The organism is Kribbella sp. NPDC058245, from assembly GCF_042882005.1.
GTDB lineage: Bacteria > Actinomycetota > Actinomycetes > Propionibacteriales > Kribbellaceae > Kribbella.
This window is the reverse complement of sequence record NZ_JBHVWY010000019.1, coordinates 88,301-111,644: the sequence shown is the minus strand read 5'-3', so window position 1 is coordinate 111,644 and position 23,344 is coordinate 88,301. Positions and strand designations below refer to the sequence as shown.

At 68.1% G+C, this 23,344-nt stretch carries 23 protein-coding genes; 2 read left to right on the top strand and 21 right to left on the bottom strand.

Features of this window, described 5'->3' with window-relative positions; translation table 11 throughout:
- Positions 1–19: 19 nt before the first annotated feature.
- The 11 genes from ACFVWG_RS35180 to ACFVWG_RS35130 all read right to left on the bottom strand — a co-directional run bounded on the left by ACFVWG_RS35180 (position 20) and on the right by ACFVWG_RS35130 (position 8,395).
- Positions 20–817 carry a F0F1 ATP synthase subunit delta gene (locus ACFVWG_RS35180; protein WP_391547796.1) on the bottom strand — a complete coding sequence of 266 codons (798 nt, stop codon included), beginning with the start codon at positions 815–817 and terminating at the stop codon, positions 20–22.
- Complete coding sequence (locus ACFVWG_RS35175; RefSeq protein ID WP_391547795.1) at positions 817–1,392, bottom strand: F0F1 ATP synthase subunit B; 576 nt, start codon at positions 1,390–1,392, stop codon at positions 817–819. Before ACFVWG_RS35175 ends, ACFVWG_RS35180 begins: the two co-directional genes overlap by 1 nt.
- A gap of 29 nt (positions 1,393–1,421) precedes the next feature.
- A complete protein-coding gene (atpE, locus tag ACFVWG_RS35170) occupies positions 1,422–1,658 on the bottom strand; it encodes an ATP synthase F0 subunit C (protein WP_355468159.1) in 237 nt (78 codons plus the stop codon).
- A gap of 85 nt (positions 1,659–1,743) precedes the next feature.
- A complete protein-coding gene (gene atpB / locus ACFVWG_RS35165) occupies positions 1,744–2,526 on the bottom strand; it encodes a F0F1 ATP synthase subunit A (protein WP_391547794.1) in 783 nt (260 codons plus the stop codon).
- A gap of 118 nt (positions 2,527–2,644) precedes the next feature.
- Positions 2,645–2,860, bottom strand: coding sequence for a hypothetical protein (locus ACFVWG_RS35160; protein WP_391547793.1), 216 nt, complete (start codon positions 2,858–2,860; stop codon positions 2,645–2,647).
- A gap of 90 nt (positions 2,861–2,950) precedes the next feature.
- Positions 2,951–3,352 carry a hypothetical protein gene (locus ACFVWG_RS35155; protein WP_391547792.1) on the bottom strand — a complete coding sequence of 134 codons (402 nt, stop codon included), beginning with the start codon at positions 3,350–3,352 and terminating at the stop codon, positions 2,951–2,953.
- A gap of 277 nt (positions 3,353–3,629) precedes the next feature.
- The gene (locus ACFVWG_RS35150) at positions 3,630–4,832 is read right to left on the bottom strand and encodes a hypothetical protein (RefSeq protein ID WP_391547791.1); all 1,203 of its coding nucleotides are present in this window, start codon (positions 4,830–4,832) and stop codon (positions 3,630–3,632) included.
- A 137-nt stretch (positions 4,833–4,969) separates the two neighbouring features.
- Positions 4,970–5,359, bottom strand: coding sequence for a hypothetical protein (locus ACFVWG_RS35145; protein WP_391547790.1), 390 nt, complete (start codon positions 5,357–5,359; stop codon positions 4,970–4,972).
- Positions 5,360–5,521: 162 nt separating this feature from the next.
- Positions 5,522–5,896, bottom strand: a complete 375-nt coding sequence (locus tag ACFVWG_RS35140) for a hypothetical protein (RefSeq protein WP_391547789.1) — start codon at positions 5,894–5,896, stop codon at positions 5,522–5,524.
- A gap of 448 nt (positions 5,897–6,344) precedes the next feature.
- The gene (locus ACFVWG_RS35135) at positions 6,345–7,466 is read right to left on the bottom strand and encodes a glycosyltransferase family 4 protein (RefSeq protein ID WP_391547788.1); all 1,122 of its coding nucleotides are present in this window, start codon (positions 7,464–7,466) and stop codon (positions 6,345–6,347) included.
- The gene (locus ACFVWG_RS35130; protein ID WP_391547787.1) at positions 7,466–8,395 is read right to left on the bottom strand and encodes an L-threonylcarbamoyladenylate synthase; all 930 of its coding nucleotides are present in this window, start codon (positions 8,393–8,395) and stop codon (positions 7,466–7,468) included. The genes ACFVWG_RS35135 and ACFVWG_RS35130 overlap by 1 nt, the downstream gene beginning before the upstream one ends.
- Positions 8,396–8,515: 120 nt before the next feature.
- On the opposite strand from ACFVWG_RS35130, the gene ACFVWG_RS35125 reads away from it, so the two are divergent.
- Positions 8,516–9,535 carry an adenosine deaminase gene (locus ACFVWG_RS35125; protein WP_391547786.1) on the top strand — a complete coding sequence of 340 codons (1,020 nt, stop codon included), beginning with the start codon at positions 8,516–8,518 and terminating at the stop codon, positions 9,533–9,535.
- On the opposite strand, the gene ACFVWG_RS35120 is transcribed toward ACFVWG_RS35125, so the two are convergent.
- Positions 9,532–11,358, bottom strand: a complete 1,827-nt coding sequence (locus ACFVWG_RS35120) for an RICIN domain-containing protein (protein ID WP_391547785.1) — start codon at positions 11,356–11,358, stop codon at positions 9,532–9,534. The genes ACFVWG_RS35125 and ACFVWG_RS35120 overlap by 4 nt on opposite strands.
- Positions 11,359–11,588: 230 nt before the next feature.
- On the opposite strand from ACFVWG_RS35120, the gene ACFVWG_RS35115 reads away from it, so the two are divergent.
- On the top strand, positions 11,589–11,726 hold the full coding sequence (locus tag ACFVWG_RS35115) for a hypothetical protein (protein WP_391547784.1): 138 nt from the start codon (positions 11,589–11,591) through the stop codon (positions 11,724–11,726).
- A 10-nt stretch (positions 11,727–11,736) separates the two neighbouring features.
- On the opposite strand, the gene prmC is transcribed toward ACFVWG_RS35115, so the two are convergent.
- From prmC to argS, 9 genes are all read right to left on the bottom strand, one after another.
- Positions 11,737–12,558 carry a peptide chain release factor N(5)-glutamine methyltransferase gene (gene prmC, locus ACFVWG_RS35110; RefSeq protein ID WP_391547783.1) on the bottom strand — a complete coding sequence of 274 codons (822 nt, stop codon included), beginning with the start codon at positions 12,556–12,558 and terminating at the stop codon, positions 11,737–11,739.
- On the bottom strand, positions 12,555–13,631 hold the full coding sequence (gene prfA / locus ACFVWG_RS35105; RefSeq protein WP_391547782.1) for a peptide chain release factor 1: 1,077 nt from the start codon (positions 13,629–13,631) through the stop codon (positions 12,555–12,557). Before prfA ends, prmC begins: the two co-directional genes overlap by 4 nt.
- A gap of 87 nt (positions 13,632–13,718) precedes the next feature.
- Positions 13,719–13,925: a 50S ribosomal protein L31 gene (rpmE, locus tag ACFVWG_RS35100; RefSeq protein WP_391547781.1), complete on the bottom strand. Its 207-nt coding sequence runs from the start codon at positions 13,923–13,925 to the stop codon at positions 13,719–13,721.
- Between the two features lie 634 nt (positions 13,926–14,559).
- Entirely contained in the window at positions 14,560–16,662 is a 2,103-nt protein-coding gene (gene rho, locus ACFVWG_RS35095) for a transcription termination factor Rho (protein ID WP_391547780.1), read from the bottom strand.
- 324 nt (positions 16,663–16,986) lie between these two features.
- Complete coding sequence (gene thrB / locus ACFVWG_RS35090) at positions 16,987–17,898, bottom strand: homoserine kinase (RefSeq protein ID WP_391547779.1); 912 nt, start codon at positions 17,896–17,898, stop codon at positions 16,987–16,989.
- 1 nt (position 17,899) lies between these two features.
- Positions 17,900–18,964 (bottom strand): threonine synthase, encoded by a 1,065-nt coding sequence (gene thrC / locus ACFVWG_RS35085; RefSeq protein WP_391547778.1) that lies wholly within the window; start codon positions 18,962–18,964, stop codon positions 17,900–17,902.
- A 5-nt stretch (positions 18,965–18,969) separates the two neighbouring features.
- Positions 18,970–20,262 carry a homoserine dehydrogenase gene (locus tag ACFVWG_RS35080; protein WP_391547777.1) on the bottom strand — a complete coding sequence of 431 codons (1,293 nt, stop codon included), beginning with the start codon at positions 20,260–20,262 and terminating at the stop codon, positions 18,970–18,972.
- Complete coding sequence (gene lysA / locus ACFVWG_RS35075; protein ID WP_391547776.1) at positions 20,259–21,665, bottom strand: diaminopimelate decarboxylase; 1,407 nt, start codon at positions 21,663–21,665, stop codon at positions 20,259–20,261. Before lysA ends, ACFVWG_RS35080 begins: the two co-directional genes overlap by 4 nt.
- On the bottom strand, positions 21,662–23,320 hold the full coding sequence (gene argS, locus ACFVWG_RS35070) for an arginine--tRNA ligase (RefSeq protein ID WP_391547775.1): 1,659 nt from the start codon (positions 23,318–23,320) through the stop codon (positions 21,662–21,664). The genes lysA and argS overlap by 4 nt, the downstream gene beginning before the upstream one ends.
- Between the last annotated feature and the right edge of the window lie 24 nt (positions 23,321–23,344).

The window sequence follows — 23,344 nt, the reverse complement described above, 5'->3', positions numbered from 1 at the left end:
TCTGTCGTTAAGGGGGCGATCAGCCCGCGATGCGCCGTTGCGCCTCGTCGAGCCTGGCCGCGATGGTTGCGTCGATCACTTCGTCACCGATGTCCACCCGCACGCCGCCGATCACCTTCGGGTCGACGATCACGTTCAGCTGGATGTCCCGGCCGTACTGGCGTCCGAGCGCCTGCGACAGGCGCGTGCGCTCCGCCTCGGACAGGTCGCTGGCGACCCGGACCGTGGCGATGCTGGCGCTGCGCCGGGCCGCGGCCGCGACCTGGTAGGACCGCAGGGACGCGGCGAAGCTGCGTCCACGGCCGTCGACGGCCCGCTCGGCGAGCCGCACCGTGACCGGGTCGGCCTTGCCACGCAGCAGTCCGGCCAGCAGTTCCTGCCGGGCGGTGACCGGGATGTTGCGGTCGCTGAGCTTGTCGCTCAGTCCCCGCTCGGCCACGACGATCCGCTCCAGCCGGAACAGCTCGTCCTCGACGTCGTCCAGCTTGCGCCGGCTGTCCGCGAAGGCCACCTCGGCCTCGACGCTCAGCTCGTCCAGCGCGTTGCCGAGGTCGCGGCCGCTGACCCAGCGACCGGCCACGGCGATGGTCAGGATCTCCTGCGCCTGGGCGGAGATCTTGCCGCCGAACAACTGCTGGACGAGCGCGGTGCGCTGGTCCTTGGCCCGAGCCGGATCGGTCAGCGCGCGCCGCAGCGCGCCGGTGCCGTCCAGCAGCCGGGCGACCGAGAACAGCTCGGCCCCCAGCCCCTCGGTGACAGCGGCACTCGCCAGGGCCTCCTGGGCCTTGGCGAGCGACTGGTTCGATGCGCCGCGCATCAGCCGTCCGTTCCGACAGCCTGGCGCGCCGACTCCGATGCCTCGAGCTCGGCCAGGAAGCGCTCGACGGTCCGGCGCTGCCGGGCCTCGTCCTCCAGCGACTCCCCGACGATGCGACCGGCCAGCGTGGTCGCCATCGTGCCGACCTCGCCGCGCAGCGAGGCGACGGCCTGCGTCCGCTCGGCGTCGATCTGGGTCCGCGCGTGCGTCACGATCCGCTCGGCCTCGACGTTCGCCTGCTCGCGCATCTCCGCGATGATCTGCGCACCCTGCTCACGCGCGTCCTCACGGATCTTCGCAGCCTCCGAGCGGGCCTCGGCCAGCTGCGCGTTGTACTTCTCCAAAGCCGCCTTCGCCTCGGCCTGGGCCTGCTTGGCCTCGTTCATCCCGCCTTCGATCGCCGCGGTCCGATCGGCGTACGCCTTCTCGAACTTCGGAACAACGACCTTGGCGAAGGCGATGGCCAGCAGGATCAGGAAGACGAAACCGAAGATGATCTCGGCGGTGTGCGGCAGCAACGGGCTAGGGGTTTCCTCGCCCGCTGCTTCAGCCAGCGGTAGCACCAACGTCAACATGTCGTGATCCTGTCAGTCAGGGGTTTGGGTCAGGCCTTCTGGAACACGAACGCCAGGGCGATACCGATGATCGCGAGGACCTCGGTGACGCCGAAGCCGATCCACGCGATCGACTGCAGCTTGTTCTGAGCCTCCGGCTGACGCGCGGTGCCGTTGATGACGGCCGCGAAGATCAGGCCGACGCCGACGCCCGGGCCGATCGCCGCAAGGCCGTAACCGAGGACCGCGATGTTTCCGCCCATCTCAAGGGCCAGTCGAGAAACCATGGTTCCGGTGTTTCCTTTCAGTACGGATAGGGGCTATCCGGGTTTCCGTTTACTACGGGTCTGTGGGTGGTGCGGGTACTACGGATCAGTGCTCGTCGGCGAGTGCCGTGCCGATGTACTGCGCGGTCAGCACCACGAAGATGTAGGCCTGGATGCACTGGACGAAGAGCTCCAGCCCGGCGATCGCGAGGCCCATCAGGAAGGTGAGGATGCCGACGCCGCCGAGCGCGAGGTTGCCGGACTCGAACACCATGTACTCGCCGCCGAGGACGAACACCAGCAGCAGGATGTGACCGGCGAACATGTTGGCGAACAACCGCAGGCTCAGCGAGACCGGCCGGACCAGGATGTTCGAGATGAACTCGATCGGGATCATCAGCGGCATCAGCCAGATCGGCACGCCGGCGGGCATCGTCTGGTGCTTGAGGTAGCCCAGGAGGCCCTTCTTCTTGATGCCGACCGCGTTGTAGATGACCCAGCTCATGATCGCTGCCACGTACGCCCAGCCGATGTGGCTGAAGGTCGGGAACTGGATCAGCGGGATCGTCGCGGCCACGTTGTTCAGCAGGATGAAGAAGAACAGGCCGGTCAGGTACGGCACGAACTTCATGTAGTCCTGGCTGCCGATCGCGTCGCGCGCGATCGAGTTGCGGACGAAGTTGTAGCCCAGCTCGCCGGCGAACTGCAGCTTGCTCGGCACCACCGCAGCCTTGCGGGACGCACCCCAGAAGAACCAGATGATGACGACAACGGTCAGCGCGGCCACCAGGACGGGCTTGGTGAACCAGTCCACGCCATCGATGATCGGTGGGGTGTCGAAACTCTGTGGACCGGGCGGGGTGAACTCGGTCGGAACGCCGGTGATCACCGGGTCTCCTCTCGCGTCGTGCTCAAGTCGGACGCCTTGTGGCAAAGGGCAGGGCGGCTCAGGGCATGGCGGTCAACAACGTCAGACCCGGTGCGGATCGGACTGTTCCCCGAAGGGATCAGGACCGCGACCCGTACCGGTAGTTCAACAGCAGGATGGTGAGCCCGGCACCGAGCACGATGCCCACCAGTACTAAGAACTGGGTGCCGAACAAGCGATCCAGCCCGAACCCGATGCCCCCGTAGACCAGGACACCGCCGATCAAGTAGGACAGGACCCGCCAGCCGTCGCCCGAATTGCGGGGTGATGGCTTCGGATCCTTGTGCTCGCTCATTGGCACCCGAAAGGTACCAGCCCGCAACACGCCGGGTCACATCGGCACCCGCGACCTCAGTCACAGCAGGGAAACCGTTACCCAGCGTGGTCATGGGTTCACCTCGTTGTCGAGGTCGTAGATCGGCACCCGCAGCCGCGACCAGGCCCACATCTCGCCGGCCATCCAGCCCAGCACGACCACCATCGCGACGATGCCGAGCACGGTCAGATTCACGTGCCTGGCAAGGCTGTCCGAGCTGATCGCCAGGGCCAGCAGACCGCCGAAGATCGCGATCCGCCCCGTGTACGACGCCATCGCCATCCCGAGCTGCATCTGTGGGGAGGTGTGCCGCGAAAGGTGCAGCGCGAACAGGCCCAGGCCGGAGAAGACGATCACCATCAGCATCCCCAGCAGCGCGCCCCACAGGCCTTTGAGACCGGCGGCGACGGCCGAGACCGCGGCGGCGTTGATGCCGACCACGAGGGCCGCGACCAATGCGCCGCGCAGCATTGCCAGCGCCGGGTGCCGAGTAACCTGGCCGGCGCCTCTTGTGCTGTGATCCGTCGGGGGGTGAGCCGAGGAAGCCATCTGGTGGTTCCGTCCTGCGGGCGACATGGTCTCGCGGCCAGGTCGTCGGGTGGGCGGGGTCAGGGTGTCAAAGTTCTTTGCTGGTGCTTGTGAAAACTAGCACAAAGTCTGCACGGTCAGCAAAACGAGTTCCCTGCCGCTGTACAGCCACAGCCTATCGGTAGCCCACATACCCCAGTGGTCTGGTCCCCACCCGGACTCAGACAACCGTCTTCAGGGCATCCATCGTCAGTCCGCAACTGTCCAGCCGCCCGGTCAGCCCTCGCAACGCCGCGGTGGTCTCCACCGGATGCTTCCGCCAGCTTTCCAGCCGGCCCCGAAGCCCCGGATCCACCACGAAATCACTCGCCGGAACGCCCGCCTGCTCCACGAACCAGAAAGCCACCAGCCGGTACGCCGGATCGGCCGGCCCGTCCTCAACCGGCGCACACCGGTCGATCCGCGCAATCGAAGCAGCCAACTGACCCGCCACATCCATCGTGATCGAGCCTTTGCTGCTGGTGCCGACCGCCAACTGGATCGAGGTCGGGCTGTTCGCAACCACCTCGCTCGCGAGCGTGAAGGGAAAGAGCTCAGGTCCGGCCGCTGCGGCCACCCGTTCGACCTGCGCGCGAACTGCCGGGAGATCGGGACGGTGCTCAGTCAGCAGGCAGACCCGCACCCGACCGTCCTGACAAACGACCTGCGGGGTCGCCACCACCACCGTCTGCAGCGGGACTGCGACGGCCGCCACCACCACGCCGGCGAGCGCCCAGACAGCCGCCGTACGGCGGGAGCGGTCTGTATGCAGCCAGGCCAGCGCGACCGCCGTGATCACCACAGCAACCAACAGCCGCACAACAGCGAGCCAGGGGTTCCACCCGGCCTGACCGGACGGTTGCTCGGACATTCCGGCGAACGGCGGGATCCGGAACCACCGGGAATCGTCGCCAACCAGGCGCACTGCACCGATGACGACAACCCAGCCGAATCCGGCCACCACCAGCACAACGCCCGGTCTGAACGACAGGACGGCGACAGCAACCGCCGTGGCGATCGCGACGACCCACGCGGCCGGCACGATCGCGAGGAGCACGGACGGCGAGTCCCCCGCCGTACGGACTGACCAGCTCAGCAGGGGGACGAGACCTAGCAGCCAACCACCCAACGCGGCTGCTGCCGCAGCTCGCACGACTCGTGTTGGCGAATCGCCCGCCGCCTTCCGGCGCGCGACGTACCCGAGGACCGCGAGCGTCACCACCGGCAGTACGACGATCAGCGCTGCCGCCATCAGCCGAGTCGTCTCGGCCCAGGCCGCATAGCGCCAATCGAGCAACGTGCGGCCCGTGAGCGCCGCGGTGGGCAGCGCGACAGCCAGCAGAAGCAACGGAACGCTCAGCCAGGACAAGCGAAATCTGGACATACCGATCCTTCGTCATTTGCCACAATGCGCCGAATTGCCGGACGGAATTGCACAGAGAAAAGGCCGTACCGCGCCCGGGAGCTGGACAGGGGACAACTCCCGGACGCCGTACGGTGTCATTCAGAACAGCGCGCGCATCAGCACTCGTTGTTCTTGGCTCCCTGCGTCGTGCCGCCGCCACCGGACGTAAACGCCTTACCGTAGAACTCATGGTGTCCGCCGGCTTCGGAGCACGTGGTCTTTGCCGTTACCTCGAAGTTGACCCCGGTGCCGCTCTTGCTCGCCCAGACGCCGTCGACACCCCAGTAGCTGCGGTAGAGCTCGACGGTCAGCTTGCGGGTGTCGGTGCATCCGCGCCGACTGCCGCTCACCCAGACATAGCCGTTCACCGTGGAATCCGGGGGCGCGACGTACTTCGCACACGCCTGCACGGAATCCGTGGCCGCGTACGCCGCCACCGATACGCCTCCGACTGCCGCCGCGCCGATGGCTGTCGCCGCGATGGCCCGTACCAGTACTCGGTTCATGAAACTCACCTTTCGTTTGGATGGGAACGAAAGGAGCGTTTCAAGAAAACGCATGAACCGGACAGGTACAAACCCATACAAAGCGCACAATTGCCACAATGTGCAACGGGCATCGGGCATTGCAGGAACGTGCAACTGATGCAGTATTGAATTGCTGTCAGGTCAGCATTCGATCTGCTTCGGTCCTTGAATTGTCCGGGCGTCGGTCTTCAGGACGCCGTAGTACTCACCATGGCCGGCTTGTGCACAGCGGCCGCGCGCGGTCAGATCGAAATTAACGCCGGTCTTGGTCGCCGTTGCCACGGGACGATCGAGGACACCGCTCTTTCTGAGTTCGAGGGTCGTCCGCACCGTGTCGGTGCACCCGCGCCGGGAACCGCTCACCCAGACCTCGAGTGAGTTGGAGTCCGGCGGAGTCACCGAGAATCCACACGCCTGCGCCGAATCCGTCGTACCGAAGGCTGCCACCGACACGCCTCCGACCGCCGCCGCACCGAGTGTCGCCGCCGCGATCGCCCGTACCAGTACTCGCTTCATGAGTCTCACCTTTCCGTTGGAGGGAACGGCACGACCATGTCAAGCGAACGCATGAATCAGACAGGTACAAACCCGTACAACGCCTGCGATTGCCACAACCTGCAACCCGCCGACTACATGAGGTCGCGATGCATCAACGACCGCAGGTACTCCCCCAGCCAAGCCCCCTCCCCGCGCAACACGAAGGACTGCACGTAGTCGGCTGAGTGGGTACCTCGCACGCCTCCGTCCGGCACAACCTGCCGTGCGTACGCCACCACCTGCAGTCCTTCGTGCCAGCGACCACACCGGCTCCCCGCGCGCAACCCGCCGACCGGCCTCACCACGACAGTCCCCCCGCACTGCACGAAGGACTGCACGTAGTCAGTCGCCTAGGTCCCGAACACGCCTAGGCCCGGCACATGGTGTCGCAGGTGGGCGACCACCTGCAGTCGTTCGTGCTGGGGGGTTAGACCTTGGCTAGGGGCTTGGCGGCGCGGCGGCGCGGGAGGCCGGTGGTGAGGACGACGGCGATGACGGCGATGGTGAGGACGATCAGGGCGGTCCACCAGGTGAGGACGAGGCCGAGGACTACTACGCCGAAGGCGATCAGGGTGGTCCAGAGGTACATCAGGAGGACGGCCCGGCGGTGCGAGTGACCACGTTGCATGAGGCGGTGGTGGAGGTGGAGCTTGTCGGCGGCGAAGGGTGAGCGGCCGGCTTTGGTACGGCGGATGTAGGCCATCGTGAGGTCGAGGGCGGGTATCGCCAGGACCGCGATCGGCAGGACCAGTGGGAGGAGCGCCGGGAGGAGGCTGGAGCCGCCGACCTCGTAGGGGACGGCGTACGGGTCCATCTGGCCGGTAAGGCTGATGGTCGATGCCGCCAGCATCAAACCGATCAGGAGGGCGCCGGAGTCGCCCATGAAAACCCTTGCGGGGAAGAAGTTGTGCGGCAGGAAGCCGAGGCAGGCACCGGCCAGGGCGACCGTGATGAGGGTCGAGGTGGTGGCGCGGTCGAGGTCCTGCTCGACGTTCAGCAAGTAGGAGTAGGTGAAGAACGCGAGCGCGCCGATCGCGGTGACGCCCGCGGCCAGGCCGTCGAGGCCGTCGACGAAGTTCACCGCGTTGCAAGAGACGAGCAGGATGCCTGCGGTCAGTACGGCGAGCAGGGCGGCCGACGGGGAGACGACGCCGCCGGGGAGCGGGAGCCAGTACAACTGGATGCCTTGGACAACCATCACGCCGACGGCGAGGACCTCGCCGGCGAGTTTGGTGATCGCGTCGAGTTCGTACAGGTCGTCGATCACGCCGACGGCGCAGATGACCGCGCCGCCGATCAGGATCGCGCGGCCGTCGTGCGCCACCTGCAGGCTGTCGCCGAGGAACGGAAGGCTGGAGGCGACCGCGAAGGCGGCGATCAGGCCGCCGAGGATGGAGACGCCGCCGAAGTACGGGATCGGGACCTTGTGGACGTCACGGGCCCGGACCTTGGCCACCGCGCCGTACCGCAGCGCGATCTTCCGGGCCACGCCGGTCAGCAGGAAGGTCGTGGCCATCGCCACGAACAGGACCAGCAGGTACTCGCGCACTAGTCCGCAGGCCTCACATCAGGGTTAACAGGCTTCTCGTCCTGCTTTGACGCCTCGGCCGCGGTTTCGGTTGGCTTCTCGTCTACAGCCGGTACGACGGGCGCGTCGTCCGCCGGCTTCTCGTCCACAGCCGGTACGACGGGTGTGTCGACCGCCGGAGTCTCGTCAGCCGGCTTCTCGTCCGTGGCTGCCTCGGCCGGCTTGTCGTCCTCGGGCTTCTCGTCCGTGGCTGCCTCGGCCGGCTTGTCGTCCTCGGGCTTCTCGTCCGGGACCACCTCGGCCGGGGCGTCATCGGCAGTGATTTCGGGGACTACTTCGCGGAGTTGGGCCAGGGAGAGGGCGCCCAGGCGGACTACGCGCGGGACCTCGGTGGTGATGTCGACGATGGTGGAGGGCTGGCCGCCGCTCACTTCACCGCCATCCAGATACACCGCGACCGAGTCGGCCAGCTGCTCCTCGGCGTCGTACACGTCGAGAGCCGCCGGCTGGCCGCTCTTGTTGGCGGAGCTGACCGCCAGCGGGCCGGTGCGCGACAGCAGCTCGCGGGTGTTCTCGTGGTCCGGGACGCGGAGCGCGACGGTGCCCTGGGTCTCCCCCAGGTCCCACATCAGCGAGCCCTGCGCGTGGCAGATCACGGTCAGCGGGCCGGGCCAGAACTTCTCGCACAGTTTGCGGCCGGCGTCGGGGACGTCGGTGGCGAGCGCGTCCAGCGACTCGACCACCGAGATCAGCACCGGCGGCGGCATGTCGCGGCCGCGACCCTTGGCGTCCAGCAGGCGCTGGACCGCGTCGGACTTGAAGGCGTCCGCGGCCAGGCCGTAGACGGTGTCGGTCGGCAGGACGACCAGGTCGCCGGCCTCGATGGCATCCACGGCCGCGCGGTACGCCGGGGCCAGTTCGTCACCCGTGAAATCGAAGCGCTCACTCACGCACCGAATCGTGCCACTCACCCACCTGTCCGCCTAAACCGGCCCACATCGCAGGCAAACCTGACAGCCAAATGTTAATTTTCCAGCGAGCCCGGGCCAAAACTCCCTAGGATCCCCGGCATGACTGTGACGCGTGAGTTCCTCGAAGGGCTGCCGAAGGCCGAACTGCATGTCCATCACGTCGGCTCCGCCTCGCCGCGGATCGTCGCCGAGCTCGCTGCCCGGCATCCCTCGTCGCCGGTCCCGGCCGACGCGGCCGCGCTGGTCGACTACTTCCGCTTCACCGACTTCGCGCACTTCATCGAGATCTACCTGTCCGTCGTGGACCTGATCACGACGCCCGAGGACGTCCGGCTGCTGACCTACGAGATCGCCCGCGAGATGGCCGGCCAGAACATCCGGTACTCCGAGCTCACCGTCACGCCGTACTCGTCGGTGAAGCGCGGCATGGCCGCCGAGGCGTTCTGCGAGGCGATCGAGGACGCCCGGACCGCGGCGGAGAAGGAGCTCGGCGTCACCCTGCGCTGGATCTTCGACATCCCCGGTGAATCAGGGCTGCCGGCGGCCGAGGAGACCCTGCGGATCGCGACCAAGGTCCGTCCGGACGGGCTGATCGGCTTCGGCCTCGGTGGCCCGGAGATCGGCGTACCGCGGCCGCAGTTCAAGCCGTACTTCGACCAGGCCATCGCCGCCGGGCTGCACAGCCTGCCGCACGCCGGCGAGACGACCGGCCCGGAGACGATCTGGGACGCCCTGCGGGTACTGCGGGCCGAGCGGATCGGCCACGGTACGTCGGCCACCCAGGACCCGGCTCTGGTCGACTACCTGGGTGAGCACCGGATCCCGCTCGAGGTGAGCCCGACCTCCAACCTCGCCACGCAGGCGGTCGCGTCGTACGACGTGCACCCGATCAAGGCGATGGTCGAGGCCGGACTGGTCGTCACGATCAACTCCGACGACCCGCCGATGTTCGGCACCACCCTCACCAACGAGTACGCCGTCGCGGCGGACCTGCTCGGTTTGGACAGCGCAGGGGTCGGCGAGCTCGCCAAGACCGCCGTACAGGTGTCCTTCGCCGAGGACTCGGTGAAGGACACTCTGACGGCAGAGATCGACGCGTACGTCGCTGCGAACAGTTAGGCCGGGTCGAAGTACCAGCGCTGGCAGGCGCCGCCGTGGAACGGCCAGATGATCACGTCGGCGCCTGCTGCCGGGCTGCAGCCCGCAACGTCGAGTGACTTGCCACTGCCGACGCCCAGGACCTGCCAGGCGCCGTTGGAGAGCGCACTGATCCGCCACTGCTGACAGGTGTTGGCGGAGCTGGGTGCAAGCTGCACAGGCGTGGCATCCGTGGTCACACAGCCACTGACCTCGACCGCGTTGCCGGTGTTGCTGTCGACGATCTTGGCGATGTTGCCGTTGACTGCCGTGACCTGCCAGCGCTGGCAGGGACTGCCAGCCACGCGGTCCCACATCCGGATGTCGTTGCCGGTGCAGTTGATGACGTCCAGATCCTTACCCAGCTCACTACGGATGTGGTACGTGCCGTTGGGCAGGTTGACCGGCCGCAGCTGGAACTGCTGCGTGGCCGCACCGGTGAACGGCTGCTGCTCAAGCGCGGCTGGGTGCGGCCCCGCGTCTGTCATGGCCAGACCGGTCAGCGTGTTGATGATGCCGTAGACGTCACCACCGAGTGGGTGCAGTGTCCAGCGCATGCCGTCCTGGCCGTTGCACGAGTACTGCAGCACCTTCGTGCCCGGCGTCGTACCGCTGAAGGCACTGTCCGCGCACTTGCCGCTGTTGACGTTCTGCAGCTGCCAGCCGGTCTCGTAGAGGAACCGCCACTGCTGGCTGGTCGCTCCACTGCGCGGCCGGTGGCTCAGGTAGGCCAGGTTGTCGACCGAGCCGTTCACGATGTCGATCGCCTCGCCACTGGACGGACTGACGAACTCGTAGGCCTGTCCGTGGCGTGGGCCGGGCCGCGGGTCCGGAGTGGCGCTCTTGATCAGCCAGTCGCTGCTGGCGAGGTTCCAGTGTGTGGCGAGGTAGCTGCCGGCCGGCGGGTTGGTGTTGAAGTAGTCGTCCTTGTTGCAGTCCAGCAGCCGGTCGTTGTCCTTGTCGGCACACACCACGCGGGTGTCCGAGCCGTAACACATCAGGTCGTACTCGTCGTTGCAGTGCCCGTTGTAGTGCGGGGCAGACGACTGTACGGCGCCCAGGTTGTGGCCGAGCTCGTGCGCAGCCGCGTTGAAGCCCCAGCAGTTCGCTGACGCGTCCACGCGGGCGTAGCCGGTGTTGTTGTTGTTCGCGTTGTCCAGGCCCGGCCGGTCGTCGCCGTACAGGGTCCCGACGCCGCACACCTTCTGTGCGTCCGCGTACACCAGGTACTTGCGGGTGCTGTCCTTGTAGCCGAGGTTCTGCAGGGCAGTGACCATCGAGTCCCAGGTCTCGAGCCCACCGGTCGGTACGACGGCCTCCTTCACGTTGATCTGGCAGCCGCCCGACACCGCGTCGGTGACGAACCGCACGTGCCGGCTAGCGCCAGTCTGGAACGCACTGTCGTTGTAGGCCGCGTCGATCTCGTGGGACCACGCACGGAACGACGGCAGGAACAGCTGCAACCGGCTCGCCTGCTGCGACTCCCGCGCGTACAGAACCTGCACCCGCTTGCCTGCAACGCCATTACCGTCACAGACGATCGCATTGGCAGCCATAGTCGCGTCAGCAACCGCCTTCGGCAGCGGCTGCGCCTTCTCACTCAGATCGGCGTCAGGCAGCACCTCAGGCCCGCGCGTGCACTGGTCGGTGCCAGCCAGCACCAACCGCTGCATCCCCGCACACAACTCAGCCTCAGTCTTCGGCTTCGGACTTGGTGGCGCAGCCTGCGCCGGGGCCAACAGCGGCGCACTGATCGCCAACGCGACCGTCGCGGCCACAACCCCCAGTTTCGACAGGACAGACATCTGTCGTTCGCTCCTCACTCACGCCCGGTCCGACTGCCGGCGGGCTACCGGCAGTGGGCGACGAACCGAACACGATCCCGCGCCATCCTGCGACAGGATCCCGCCAAGAGCGAGACTTTCGACCGTGATCACAAGGTTTAGCCGGGCGGTGGGGTGGTTACATGCCTTTCCGGGTGCAAGACAGTCGCCCGCCGCCCAGTGCACGGCACAATTTCAGAAGGCAGTGTGTGATGACCAGTAGTTTGTACGACGCCGTCGACCGGATCCGGGCCTTCTGGATGGTGAAGGGATCTCGCGCCGAGCTGGTGCTCGCGGGGATCCTGCTGGTACTCGCGGTAGCGGCGTTCGGGTCGAACGCCCTCCTCTAGACAACGTCGCTTAGATTCTGCGGCCGGTTGCGAATCTGTTGCGGCCGGCCAGGTCTTTCTGGTCGCGGACCTCGGTGAAGTTTCCGGTCGCGGCAAACACAGCGGGGGCGGACTCGCCCTGGACGTCGGCGTGCTCGCAGGCAAACCAGCCACCGGGCTTGAGGAGCCGGGCCGCGGTCACGGCGACCACCTTGATCTCGTCGAGGCCGTCGTCGCCGGACCAGAGGGCGAGCGCCGGGTCGTGGTCTCGGACCTCGGCGGTGACCGATTCCCAGGCTGTCAGCGGGATGTACGGCGGGTTGCTGATGACCGCGTCCACCAGTCCGTCCAGCTCGGGCAGGCAGCCGTCGATGTCGCCCTCGTGGAGCGTGGCGCCGGTACCGGCCAGGTTGCGGCGGGCCCACACGCAAGCCTCAGGCGACAGCTCAACGGCATGTACGACGGCGTCCGGGCGCTCGGTTGCCACGGCACCGGCGATCGCGCCGGAGCCTGAACAGAGGTCGACCACCAGCGGGGACTTCACGTCGGCGATCCGGTCCAGGATCCAGCCGACCATCACCTCGGTCTCGGGCCGCGGGACGAACACGCCTGGGCCCACGACCAGCTCGCGGTAGCGGAAGGCCGCCGTACCGGTGAGGTGCTGTAGCGGTTCGCGAGCGGCCCGGCGGGCCACCAGCTCGGCATACGTACGACGCTCGGCCTCAGAAGGCTCTCGGAGGTGCATCCGGCTGGAGCCCGTGACGAAGGCGAGCAGCTCGGCCGCGTCGTACTCGGGCGACGCGACCCCGGCCGCGCGGAGCTGGTCCGCGGCCTCGGCGATCAGAGCCTTCACTTGGAGTCGACGGCCTCGAGGCGTGCGGTCAGGTCTGCGTCGGTCAACGCCTGGATGACCGGCGCCAGGTCGCCGCCCAGCACCTGGTCGAGGTTGTGCGCCTTGTAGCCGACCCGGTGGTCGGAGAACCGGTTCTCCGGGAAGTTGTAGGTGCGGACGCGCTCGGAGCGGTCGACGGTCCGGATCTGCAGCCGGCGGGCGTCGGACGCCTCCTGGTTGGCAGCCTCCTGCGCGGCGGCCAGCAGCCGGGAGCGCAGTACGCGCATCGCCTGCTCGCGGTTCTGCAGCTGGGACTTCTCGTTCTGCATCGAGACCACGATGCCGGTCGGCAGGTGGGTGATCCGGACGGCGGAGTCGGTCGTGTTCACGCTCTGCCCACCGGGACCGGACGAGCGGAACACGTCGATCCGCAGGTCGTTCTGGTCGATCTCGACGTCGACGTCCTCGGCCTCCGGCAGCACCAGGACACCGGCAGCAGACGTGTGGATGCGGCCCTGCGACTCGGTCACCGGCACCCGCTGCACACGGTGCACGCCGCCTTCGAACTTCAGCTTCGCGTACGGCGCCTCACCCGGCTCGGGCGTGCCCTTCGCCTTCACGGCGACCGTGATCGACTTGTACCCGCCGAGGTCGGAGTCGGCCGCGTCGATGATCTCGGTCTTCCAGTTCTGCGTCTCGGCGTACTTCAGGTACATCTTCAGCAGGTCCCCGGCGAACAGCGCCGACTCGTCGCCGCCCTCACCGGCCTTGATCTCGAGGATCGCGTCCTTGTCGTCACTCGGATCGCGGGGCACCAGCAGCATCTGCAGCTTCTCGGCCAGCTCGTGCCGCCGGGCCGACAGTTTCACGGCCTCCTCGGCGAACGCCGGGTCCTCGGCCGCGAGCTCCTTGGCCGCCTCGATGTCGTCCGCGGTCTGCAACCACTCGTCATACGTCCGTACGACGGGGGCCAGGCCGGCGTACCGCTTCCCGACCCGCCGGGCGTTGGCCTGGTCGGAGTGCAGCTCCGGGTCGGACATCTGCCGTTCCAGCTCGGCGTACTCCGCCTTGAGCGTCTGAACTGCCTCGAACATGCCGCACTCCTCCTCTCGGGAAACTCCTGACAACACAAACCGCGCGCCGGTCCGCCCCTGAGGGCAGGCCGACGCGCGGTTCGGTAACTACTTCTTGGCGTAGCGCTTCTCGAAGCGCGCGACCCGACCACCGGTGTCGAGGATCTTCTGCTTGCCGGTGTAGAACGGGTGGCACTGCGAGCACACGTCGGCGCGGATCGAACCGCTCTCGGCGGTGGAGCGCGTGGTGAACGATGCGCCACAGGTGCAGGTCACCGTGGTGTCCACGTACGTCGGGTGGATGTCGCTCTTCAAGACAGTCTCCTAGGAATCAGGTGCTCCGGGTCGTCCACGGCGTGAACGTGAACCGGAACCAACAAGCAATTCTGCCATCCACCCCTCCCCCCTGGCCAATCGCCCGATCCCACCGGCCCGGATCACCGCCCCCAGCGATCTTCTCGACCCGGTCGCAACCGCGGAAGTGCGCCTTTGTGGAGACCCACTGCCACCCAGCGGCAGCAACTCACCACAAAGCCGAGGTCCACACCCCAGTGGGTCCACTCGCGGCGAGAACCACCCGCATGGTGGGTTCACTCGCGGGATGACCACCCGCACGGTGGCGCCACTCGCCGTACGGGCACCGAGTGTGCCGACCGTGTCGCCGACAAACGCTTACCAGCAACACACTCCGTACACTCGCCGCTCGCCCCGCCCAGTGGGTTCACTCGCGCGGCGACCACCAGCACGGTGGCGCCACTCGCCGTACGGGCACCGAGTGTGCCGACCGCGTCGCCGACAAACGCTTACCAGCAACACACTCCGTACACTCGCCGCTCGCCCCGCCCAGTGGGTTCACTCGCGCGGCGACGGGCGGCACGGTGGGTTCACTCGAGGGTGTGGCAGGGGGCAGTGGCTGCTGTCGGTGGACAGCAGCCACTGAGCCCAGTTGCTAGTCGCCGTTGGTGGTGCTGTGGGTACTCCCCGTGGACGGGGTGGTCTTGTTGACCTGCATCAGGAACTCGATGTTCGACTTGCTCTCCTTGAGCTTGCCGATCAGCAGCTCCAGGGCGGCCTGGCCGTCGAGTGCGGACAGCACCCGGCGCAGCTTCCAGACAACCTGGGTCTCTTCCTTGCTCATCAGCAGCTCCTCGCGGCGAGTGCCGGAGGCGACCACGTCGATGGCCGGGAAGATCCGCCGGTCGGCGAACTCGCGGCGCAGCCGGAGCTCCATGTTGCCGGTGCCCTTGAACTCCTCGAAGATCACCTCGTCCATCTTCGAGCCGGTCTCGATCAGCGCGGTGGCGAGGATGGTCAGCGAGCCTCCGTCCTCGATGTTGCGCGCCGCACCGAAGAACCGCTTCGGCGGGTAGAGCGCCGAGGAGTCGACCCCACCGGACAGGATCCGGCCGCTGGCCGGGGCCGCGATGTTGTACGCGCGGCCGAGCCGGGTGATCGAGTCGAGCAGTACGACGACGTCGTGGCCGAGCTCGACCAGCCGCTTGGCGCGCTCGATGGCGAGCTCGGCGACCGTGGTGTGGTCGTCGGCCGGGCGGTCGAAGGTGGAGGCGATGACCTCACCCTTGACCGTGCGCTGCATGTCGGTGACCTCTTCGGGCCGCTCGTCGACGAGCACGACCATGAGGTGAACCTCAGGGTTGTTCGTGGTGATCGCGTTCGCCAGCGCCTGCAGCACCATCGTCTTACCGGCCTTGGGCGGCGAGACGATCAGGCCGCGCTGGCCCTTGCCGATCGGGCTGACGATGTCGACGATCCGGGTCGTGAGCACACCCGGCTCGGTCTCCAGGCGGAGCCGCTCGGTCGCGTACAGCGGGGTCAGCTTGTTGAAGTCCTGCCGCTGCTTGGCGATCTCCGGGTCCGACCCGTTCACGGTGTCGATCCGGACCAGCGGGTTGAACTTCTCCTTGCGCTCACCCTCCTGCGGCTGCTTCACCGCACCGGTGATCGCGTCACCCTTGCGCAGGCCGTAGCGCTTGACCATCGACAGGGCGACGTACACGTCGTTCGGGCCGGGCAGGTAGCCGCTGGTCCGGACGAAGGCGTAGTTGTCCAGCACGTCGAGGATGCCGGCCGCCGGGACGAGCACGTCGTCCTCGCTGATCGTCGGCTCCGGGTCGAACCGCTCGCCACGACCACGGTTGCGGGTCGAGTCGCGACCGGTGTCGCGGCTCGAGTCGCGCCCGGACGTGACCGGCTGGCCCTCGCGGTTGCGGTCCCGGTCGCGGCCCCGGCGACGGCGGCGACGGCCGTCGCCCTCCTCGCCGGCTGCGTCCTGCTGCCGGTTGTCGCGGCCCGCATCACGGTTCTGCTCGCGGGTCTGGTTGTCCCGGTTGCCGTCGCGGTTCTGGCTGGTGCGGTCGTTGTTGCGATCGCGGCCCTGGTTGTCGCGGCCGTTCTCGCGGTTGCCGTCCCGGGTCTGGTTCTCCCGGGCCTGGCTGTCGCGGCCTTGATTGTCGCGGGCCTGGCTCTCCCGAGCCTGGTTCGCGTCGCGGTTGCCGTCGCGGTTCTCCCGGTTCCGGCCGTCGCGGTTGCGATCCCGGCCGTCGCGGTTCTGCTCGCGGTCGGCGGGCTGCTCGGCGCCGTTCTGCGCGGCAGCCTGTACGGCGGGGGCCTCGGCCGGAGCGCTCTCGACGACCGGAGCCGCCTCCTGCACCGGCTGGCGGGCTGCCGTCTTGGGGGCCTCGACCGCCGGAGTCTCTTCGGCGGTGGCCGCAGCGGCGGCGCGGGACCGGCGGCTGCCGCCCTCACGCTTCACCGGGGCCTTCGCCGCAGGCGCCTCAGTCGCCTCGTCCAGGGTCGGCTGGGTAGCCTTCGCCCGGGATCCGCCGGTGGAACCACCCGCGGAGCCGCCCGGCTGGGCGGCCTTGATCGCCTCGATCAGCTGGCCCTTGCGCAGTGCGCCGGTGCCCTTGATGCCGAGCGTCCCGGCGAGCTGCTTGAGCTCGGGGAGCAGCATGCCTTCGAGGCCGCCACCAGCCTTGCGCCGACGCGTCGTACCGGCGTCGGAGCTGGTGGCTTCAACAGTTTCTGTCACGTGAGGTCCTTCCCACACGGATCGTCGAGGTGCGACAGCACCATCGACCGTTTCAGCGCCCACGGCCGAACGAAGTGGCACGTGGGGTTCAAGAGACTCTCGCTCAGATCTGAGTCCCCCCGGACATCCCCGGCGCAGGCGGCGCAAGATCACGTTCACAGGGGGGTCGCCACACAACACAGGGTGCCGGGAGCACAGCCCGGATCGTGACGAGAGTTCACCGATCACCTGGAGGGGATCGGGTGAGTCGAGACTAGCACCCCGAGGGGTCGTACGCCTGACTCAGGGGATACGACGCGTGTCAGTTCCCGGCTATTCCGAGCCTCACCCGGCCTCCATCGACCAGACCTGTACGCCGACTGGATCGATCCGCAGGTCGTGCCGTTCCCAGCCGTCCGGAGGCGGTGGGCACGCCGTACCGCCGAGGACGATGACCGTCGGACCGGCCCCGCTGATGGTCGCCGCGAGCCCACTCCCCCGCAGCTTGTGCACCAGCGCCAAGCTCTCCGGCATCGCCGGCTCCCGGAACTCCTGATGCAGCCGGTCCTCGGTCGCGGTCAGCAGCAACTCAGGTCGCTGCGTCAACGCAACGACCAGCAGGGCAGCCTTTCCGGCATTCGCCGCGGCATCACCATGCGGTACGACGCTCGGCAGCAACCCGCGCGCTTCTTTCGTCAGCACGCGGTTCGCCGGGACGTAGACGACCGCGCCAAGACTGTCCGCCGGGTCCAGCCGAACTGCCCGTCCGCCGCATTGATCAGATACGGAACCATCGAGCCAGGCAACGGTGAATCCGCCGTACACGGCCGCGGCCACGTTGTCCGGATGGCCCTCGATCTCGTTGGCCAACCGGAGCAACCGCTCCCGATCCACCGGCTCACCGGCCAGCCCGAACGCCGCGGCCAGCCCGCCGACGATCGCCGCGGACGACGACCCCAGCCCGCGGCCGTGTGGAATCCGGTTCTCGCAGCGCAGCGTGAACCCGGGAACCGGTACGCCGAGGGCTTCGAGCCCGGCCCGGATCGACCGGACAACCAGGTGGGACTCGTCGAGCGGTACGTCGTCCGCGCCGCACCCGGTCACCTGGACGGTCACCCCGGAACCGCCCGGGGTGACGACCAACTCGTCGTACAGGCTCAGGGCGAGGCCGAAGGCGTCGAAGCCGGGGCCGAGGTTCGCGCTCGTCGCGGGGACGCGGACGCGCACCTGGTCACACGGCCGACCGTTCTCGCCCATCTCAGACCAGACCGGCCACGCGCGCGACCGCGTCGGTGTCTGCAGGTGTGACCGGACTCTCGTTAACGCGAGCGTGGTCGAGCGCGGTGTCGATGTCCTTCAGACCGTGACCGGTCACCGTGATCACGACGGTCGAGCCGCCGGGCAGCCAGCCCTGCGCCTTCGCGTGCAGCAGACCGGCCACGCCAGCCGCCGACGCGGGCTCCACGAAGACACCCTCGTTGGCCGCAAGCTCACCCTGGGCCCTGAGGATCTGGTCGTCGGTGAGCATCTCGATCCGGCCGCCGGACTCGTCGCGAGCCGCCTCGGCCAGCGTCCAGGACGCCGGGTTCCCGACCCGGATCGCGGTGGCCACGGTGTCCGGCTTCTCGACGATCGCACCGCGCACGATCGGCGCCGCGCCCTCGGCCTGGAAGCCCCACATCTGCGGCTTCTTCGTGGCCAGCTTGTCCTTCGCGTACTCCTGGTAACCCTTCCAGTAGGCCGCGATGTTGCCCGCATTGCCCACCGGCAGCAGGTGCAGGTCCGGGGCGTCGCCGAGCGCGTCGCAGACCTCGAACGCCGCGGTCTTCTGGCCCTCGAGGCGGACCGGGTTCACCGAGTTCACCAGGGCGACCGGGTAGTGCTTGCCGAGCTCGCGGACGATCCGCAGGCAGTCGTCGAAGCTGCCATCGATCGAGACCAGCTTGGCGCCGTGCACGACGGCCTGGGCCAGCTTGCCCTTCGCGATCCGGCCGGCCGGGATCAGGACGAGCGGCAGCATCCCCGCGCGGACCGCGTACGCCGCGGCCGAGGCCGAGGTGTTGCCGGTCGACGCGCAGACGACCGCCTTGTCGCCGGCCTGCGCGGCCAGCGAGATCGCGACCGTCATCCCGCGGTCCTTGAACGAGCCGGTCGGGTTGTTCCCTTCGACCTTCAGCCAGACCTCACACGCGGTCTGCTCGCTCAGCCACTGCGCGGCCACCAGCGGCGTACCGCCCTCGCCGAGCGTGACCACCGGAGTGTCCGTCGAGACCGGCAAACGGTCGCGGTATTCCTCGATCACACCTCGCCACTGGTGGGCCATTTGTTCTACTCGCCTTCTACCCGCATCACGCTGCTGACTTCACGAACGATGTCCATGTCACGCAGGGCCTCCACGGTCGCGGACAACGCGGCGTCGGTCGCGCGGTGCGTGACGACGACCAGCTCGGCGTCACTGCCCCGGCCTTCTTGGCGGACGGTCTGGATCGACACGTCGTGCTCCGCGAAGGCCTGAGCCACTGCCGCGAGGACACCGGCCTTGTCGGCCACGTCCAGGGACACGTGGTAGCGGGTCACCGCGTCACCCACCGGACGGACGGCCCGCTGGGTGTACGACGACTCGCCGACCCCCGGCACGCCCTTGAGCCGGTTGCGCGCGGCGGAGACAAGATCCCCGAGGACAGCGCTGGCCGTCGGGGCACCGCCGGCACCACGACCATAGAACATCAGGTGGCCGGCCGCTTTGGATTCCACGAAAACCGCGTTGTACGCATCGCGAACACTGGCCAACGGATGGGTGAGCGGAATCATCGCCGGGTACACCCGGGCGCTGACCGAATCCGTCGCCTCGTCCAGCTCGCAGATCGCCAGCGACTTCACCACACAGCCCATCTCGCGGGCCGAGGCGATGTCGGTCGCGGTCACCTCGGTGATGCCCTCGCGGTGCACGTCGGCGATCGAAACCCTGGTGTGGAAGGCCAAACTCGCCAGCAGGGCCGCCTTCGCGGCCGCGTCGAAGCCCTCGATGTCCGCGGTCGGGTCGGCCTCGGCATACCCGAGGGCCTGGGCCTCCTCGAGCGCCTCGTCGAACCCGGCGCCGGTAGAGTCCATCTTGTCCAGGATGAAGTTCGTGGTGCCGTTGACGATGCCCATCACCCGGGTCACGTCGTCACCGGCCAGCGACTCGCGCAGCGGCCGCAGGATCGGGATCGCCCCGGCCACGGCGGCCTCGAAGTACAGGTCGCGCTCGTACTTCTCCGCGGCGGCGAACAGCGTCGGGCCGTCCTCGGCCAGCAGCGCCTTGTTCGCCGTGACCACCGAGGCGCCGTTCTCCAGCGCCGTCAGGATCAGGGTGCGAGCGGGCTCGAGACCGCCGATCACCTCGATCACGAGATCCAGGTCACCGCGCGAGACCAGCGCCTGCGCGTCAGTCGTGATCAGGGACGGGTCGACCGCGATATCGCGCTCGCGCCCAGCCCGCCGTACCGCGATCCCGGCGATCTCCAGCCGGGCGCCGACACGGGCCGCCAAGTGATCCGCCTGCTCGGTCAGGATCCGCACCACCTCGGTACCGACCACACCACAACCGAGCAGGCCCACCTTCAGGGCTTTATCCGTCATCCTTCGACCCCCATGTCCAGACGCAGCAGGTCGTCCTCGGTCTCCCGCCGTACGACGATGCGCGTCTGACCGTCCTTGACCGCGATCACCGGTGGGCGCGGTACGTGGTTGTAGTTGCTGGCCATCGACCTGCAGTACGCGCCGGTCCCCGGTACGGCGATCAGGTCGCCGGGACCGACGTCGGACGGCAGGAACTCGTCCTTGACCACGATGTCGCCGGACTCGCAGTGCTTGCCGACGACGCGGGCCAGGGTCGGCGTGGTGTCGGAGTACCGGTTGGCGAGCGTGCAGGAGTAGTCGGCGTCGTACAGGGCGGCGCGGATGTTGTCGCTCATCCCGCCGTCGACCGACACGTAGGTGCGGGCCGCGTTGTTGTCCAGCTCGACCTCCTTGACCGTGCCGACCGAGTAGACCGTGCACATCGCCGGGCCGACGATCGCGCGGCCGGGCTCGATCGAGACCTTGGGCACGTCGACCTCGAAAGCACGGCACTCGTGCTCGACGATCTTGCCCATCTCGGTGGCCAGCTGCGCGGGGTCGGACGGGTCGTCCTGGGTGGTGTAGGCGATACCGAAACCGCCACCGAGGTCGAGCTCCGGCATGTCCACGCCGAGCTCCTCGGAAACCCTTGCGTGCAAGGCGATCACGCGCTTCGCGGCGACCTCGAACCCGGACGAGTCGAAGATCTGCGAGCCGATGTGCGAGTGCAGGCCGAGCAGCTCCAGCTCGGGCGCTTCGTTGACCCGGGCAACGGCCTCGTACGCCGCGCCCGAGGTGATCGAGAAGCCGAACTTCTGGTCCTCGTGCGCGGTCGCGATGTACTCGTGGGTGTGCGCCTCGACGCCCGCCGTGACCCGGACCATCACGGGCGCGACCAGGTTGCGCTCGCGGGCGAGCACGATCAGCCGGTCGATCTCATAGAGAGAGTCGGCGATGATCCGGCCGACCCCGGCCTCCAGCGCGCGGATGAGCTCGGACTCGGACTTGTTGTTGCCGTGGAATCCCAGCCGCTTCGGGTCCGCACCCGCTCTGAGGGCCACGGCGAGTTCACCGCCGCTGCAGACGTCGAGGTTGAGCCCCTCCTCCATCACCCAGCGGACAATCGTCGTACTGAGGAAGGCCTTGCCGGCGTAGTAGACGTCGAAGTCCTTGAACGCGTTCTTGAAGGCGCGGGCGCGGCTGCGGAAGTCGTCCTCGTCCAGCACGTACGCCGGGCTGCCGTGCTCGGCGACCAGGTCACGGACGTCGACGCCACCGACGACCAGGGATCCCTCGGCGGTCTTCTTCGCAGTGGAGGACCACAGCTGGGGGACCAGGTCGTTGACGTCGCGCGGGGCGCTCAGCCAGGGCGGCGCACGGTGGCCGGCCTGGGCGTGCAGGGCGCCCGCCTCGTGGGCCCTCACATCCGCTCCGGGGCGGAGACACCGAGCAGGTCGAGCCCGTTGGCGAGCACGGTCCGGGTCGCGGACACCAGGGTCAGGCGAGCCTTGTGCACCGGCTCCACCTCCTCGTCGCCGCGGGGCAGGACCCGGCAGCTGTCGTAGAACTTGTGGAACGCGGAGGCGGTGTCCTCGAGGTAGCGCGCGACCCGGTGCGGCTCGCGCAGCTCGGCCGACGTCGCCACGATCCGCGGGAACTCGGCCAGCGCGCGGAGCAGGTCGCCCTCGCGCTCGTGGCTGAGCAGACCGGGCTCGAACTCGTCCAGCTTGATGCCGAGCTCGTCGGCGTTGCGCAGGATCGAGGCCAGCCGGGCGTGCGCGTACTGCACGTAGTAGACCGGGTTCTCGCTGACCTGCCGGGTCATCTCCTCGATGTCCAGCGTCAGCGGCGAGTCGACCGGGTAGCGGCAGAGCGTGTAGCGCAGCGGGTCGACGCCACTCTCCTCGACCAGCTCGGCCAGCGTGACGATCGTGCCCGCCCGCTTGGACAGCTTCATCTCCTCGCCGTTCTTGAGGATCTTGACGAGCTGGCCGATCAGGATCTCGATGTTGTGCTCGGGGTCGTCACCGGCGCAGGCCGCGATCGCCTTCAGCCGGTTCACGTAGCCGTGGTGATCCGCGCCGAGCAGGTAGATGCAGACCTCGAAGCCGCGCTCGCGCTTGTTCACGTAGTACGCCGCGTCCGAGGCGAAGTACGTCGGCTCACCGTTGGTCCGGATCAGCACCCGGTCCTTGTCGTCGGTGAAGTCCGTCGTCCGCATCCAGAGCGCGTCGTCAGCCTCGAACAGGTGACCCTGCTCGCGGAGCTTCTCGATCGCGTGACCGACACCGTCCTGCTCGTGCAGGCTGCGCTCCGACATCCACACGTCGAACTTGGTCCGGAAGTGCGCCAGCTGGTCCTGCTGCTCCTTCAACTGCCGTTCGTAGCCCGCTTCGCGGAACGCGACCGACTGCTCGGCCTCGGGCAGCTCGGTGATCCCGGGCACCTCGGCGACGATCCGCTGGGCCAGCTCCCCGATGTACTCACCGTGGTAGCCGTCCTCCGGAATCGGCTGCCCGTTGGCCGCGGCCATCAGGCTCGCGCCGAACTTGTCCATCTGGTTGCCGCGGTCGTTCACGTAGAACTCGCGCGTCACCTTCGCCCCGGCCGCGATCAGCACCCGCGCCAGCGCGTCACCCACCGCCGCCCACCGGGTGTGCCCCAGGTGCAGCGGACCGGTCGGGTTGGCCGAGATGAACTCCAGATTCACCGGCAGCCCCTGCAACGTGTTGCTCGACCCGTACGCCGGACCCGCGTCCACGATCGACTGCGCGATCTTGCCCTGCGCATCGGCCGCGACCCGGACGTTCAGGAAGCCCGGACCCGCGATCGACACCTCGGTGATCGCCTCGTCGTCGGTCAGCTTCGCCGCCAGCAGCTCCGCGAACGCCCGCGGATTCATCCCCGCCCGCTTGCCCAGCTGCATCGCGACGTTCGTCGCGTAGTCCCCGTGCTCGGGGTTCTTGGGTCGCTCGACCTTCAGCTCGCGCGGCAGCCCGCCCTCGACGGCGATAGCGCCGTCGGCAGCGAGCGCGGTCAGGGCCTGCAGGATCTTCTCAGCGAGCTGTTCCGGAGTCACCGCCCCAGCCTAATGGCGAACCGT

Bases quoted from the DNA above. Each gene is read 5' to 3' on its own strand.
- ACFVWG_RS35180 (WP_391547796.1), bottom strand. From the start codon at position 817: ATGCGCGGCGCATCGAACCAGTCGCTCGCCAAGGCCCAGGAGGCCCTG.
- ACFVWG_RS35175 (WP_391547795.1), bottom strand. From the start codon at position 1,392: ATGTTGACGTTGGTGCTACCGCTGGCTGAAGCAGCGGGCGAGGAAACC.
- atpE (WP_355468159.1), bottom strand. From the start codon at position 1,658: ATGGTTTCTCGACTGGCCCTTGAGATGGGCGGAAACATCGCGGTCCTC.
- ACFVWG_RS35160 (WP_391547793.1), bottom strand. From the start codon at position 2,860: ATGAGCGAGCACAAGGATCCGAAGCCATCACCCCGCAATTCGGGCGAC.
- ACFVWG_RS35155 (WP_391547792.1), bottom strand. From the start codon at position 3,352: ATGCTGCGCGGCGCATTGGTCGCGGCCCTCGTGGTCGGCATCAACGCC.
- ACFVWG_RS35150 (WP_391547791.1), bottom strand. From the start codon at position 4,832: ATGTCCAGATTTCGCTTGTCCTGGCTGAGCGTTCCGTTGCTTCTGCTG.
- ACFVWG_RS35145 (WP_391547790.1), bottom strand. From the start codon at position 5,359: ATGAACCGAGTACTGGTACGGGCCATCGCGGCGACAGCCATCGGCGCG.
- ACFVWG_RS35140 (WP_391547789.1), bottom strand. From the start codon at position 5,896: ATGAAGCGAGTACTGGTACGGGCGATCGCGGCGGCGACACTCGGTGCG.
- ACFVWG_RS35125 (WP_391547786.1), top strand. From the start codon at position 8,516: ATGACTGTGACGCGTGAGTTCCTCGAAGGGCTGCCGAAGGCCGAACTG.
- ACFVWG_RS35120 (WP_391547785.1), bottom strand. From the start codon at position 11,358: ATGTCTGTCCTGTCGAAACTGGGGGTTGTGGCCGCGACGGTCGCGTTG.
- ACFVWG_RS35115 (WP_391547784.1), top strand. From the start codon at position 11,589: ATGACCAGTAGTTTGTACGACGCCGTCGACCGGATCCGGGCCTTCTGG.
- prfA (WP_391547782.1), bottom strand. From the start codon at position 13,631: ATGTTCGAGGCAGTTCAGACGCTCAAGGCGGAGTACGCCGAGCTGGAA.
- thrB (WP_391547779.1), bottom strand. From the start codon at position 17,898: ATGGGCGAGAACGGTCGGCCGTGTGACCAGGTGCGCGTCCGCGTCCCC.
- thrC (WP_391547778.1), bottom strand. From the start codon at position 18,964: ATGGCCCACCAGTGGCGAGGTGTGATCGAGGAATACCGCGACCGTTTG.
- ACFVWG_RS35080 (WP_391547777.1), bottom strand. From the start codon at position 20,262: ATGACGGATAAAGCCCTGAAGGTGGGCCTGCTCGGTTGTGGTGTGGTC.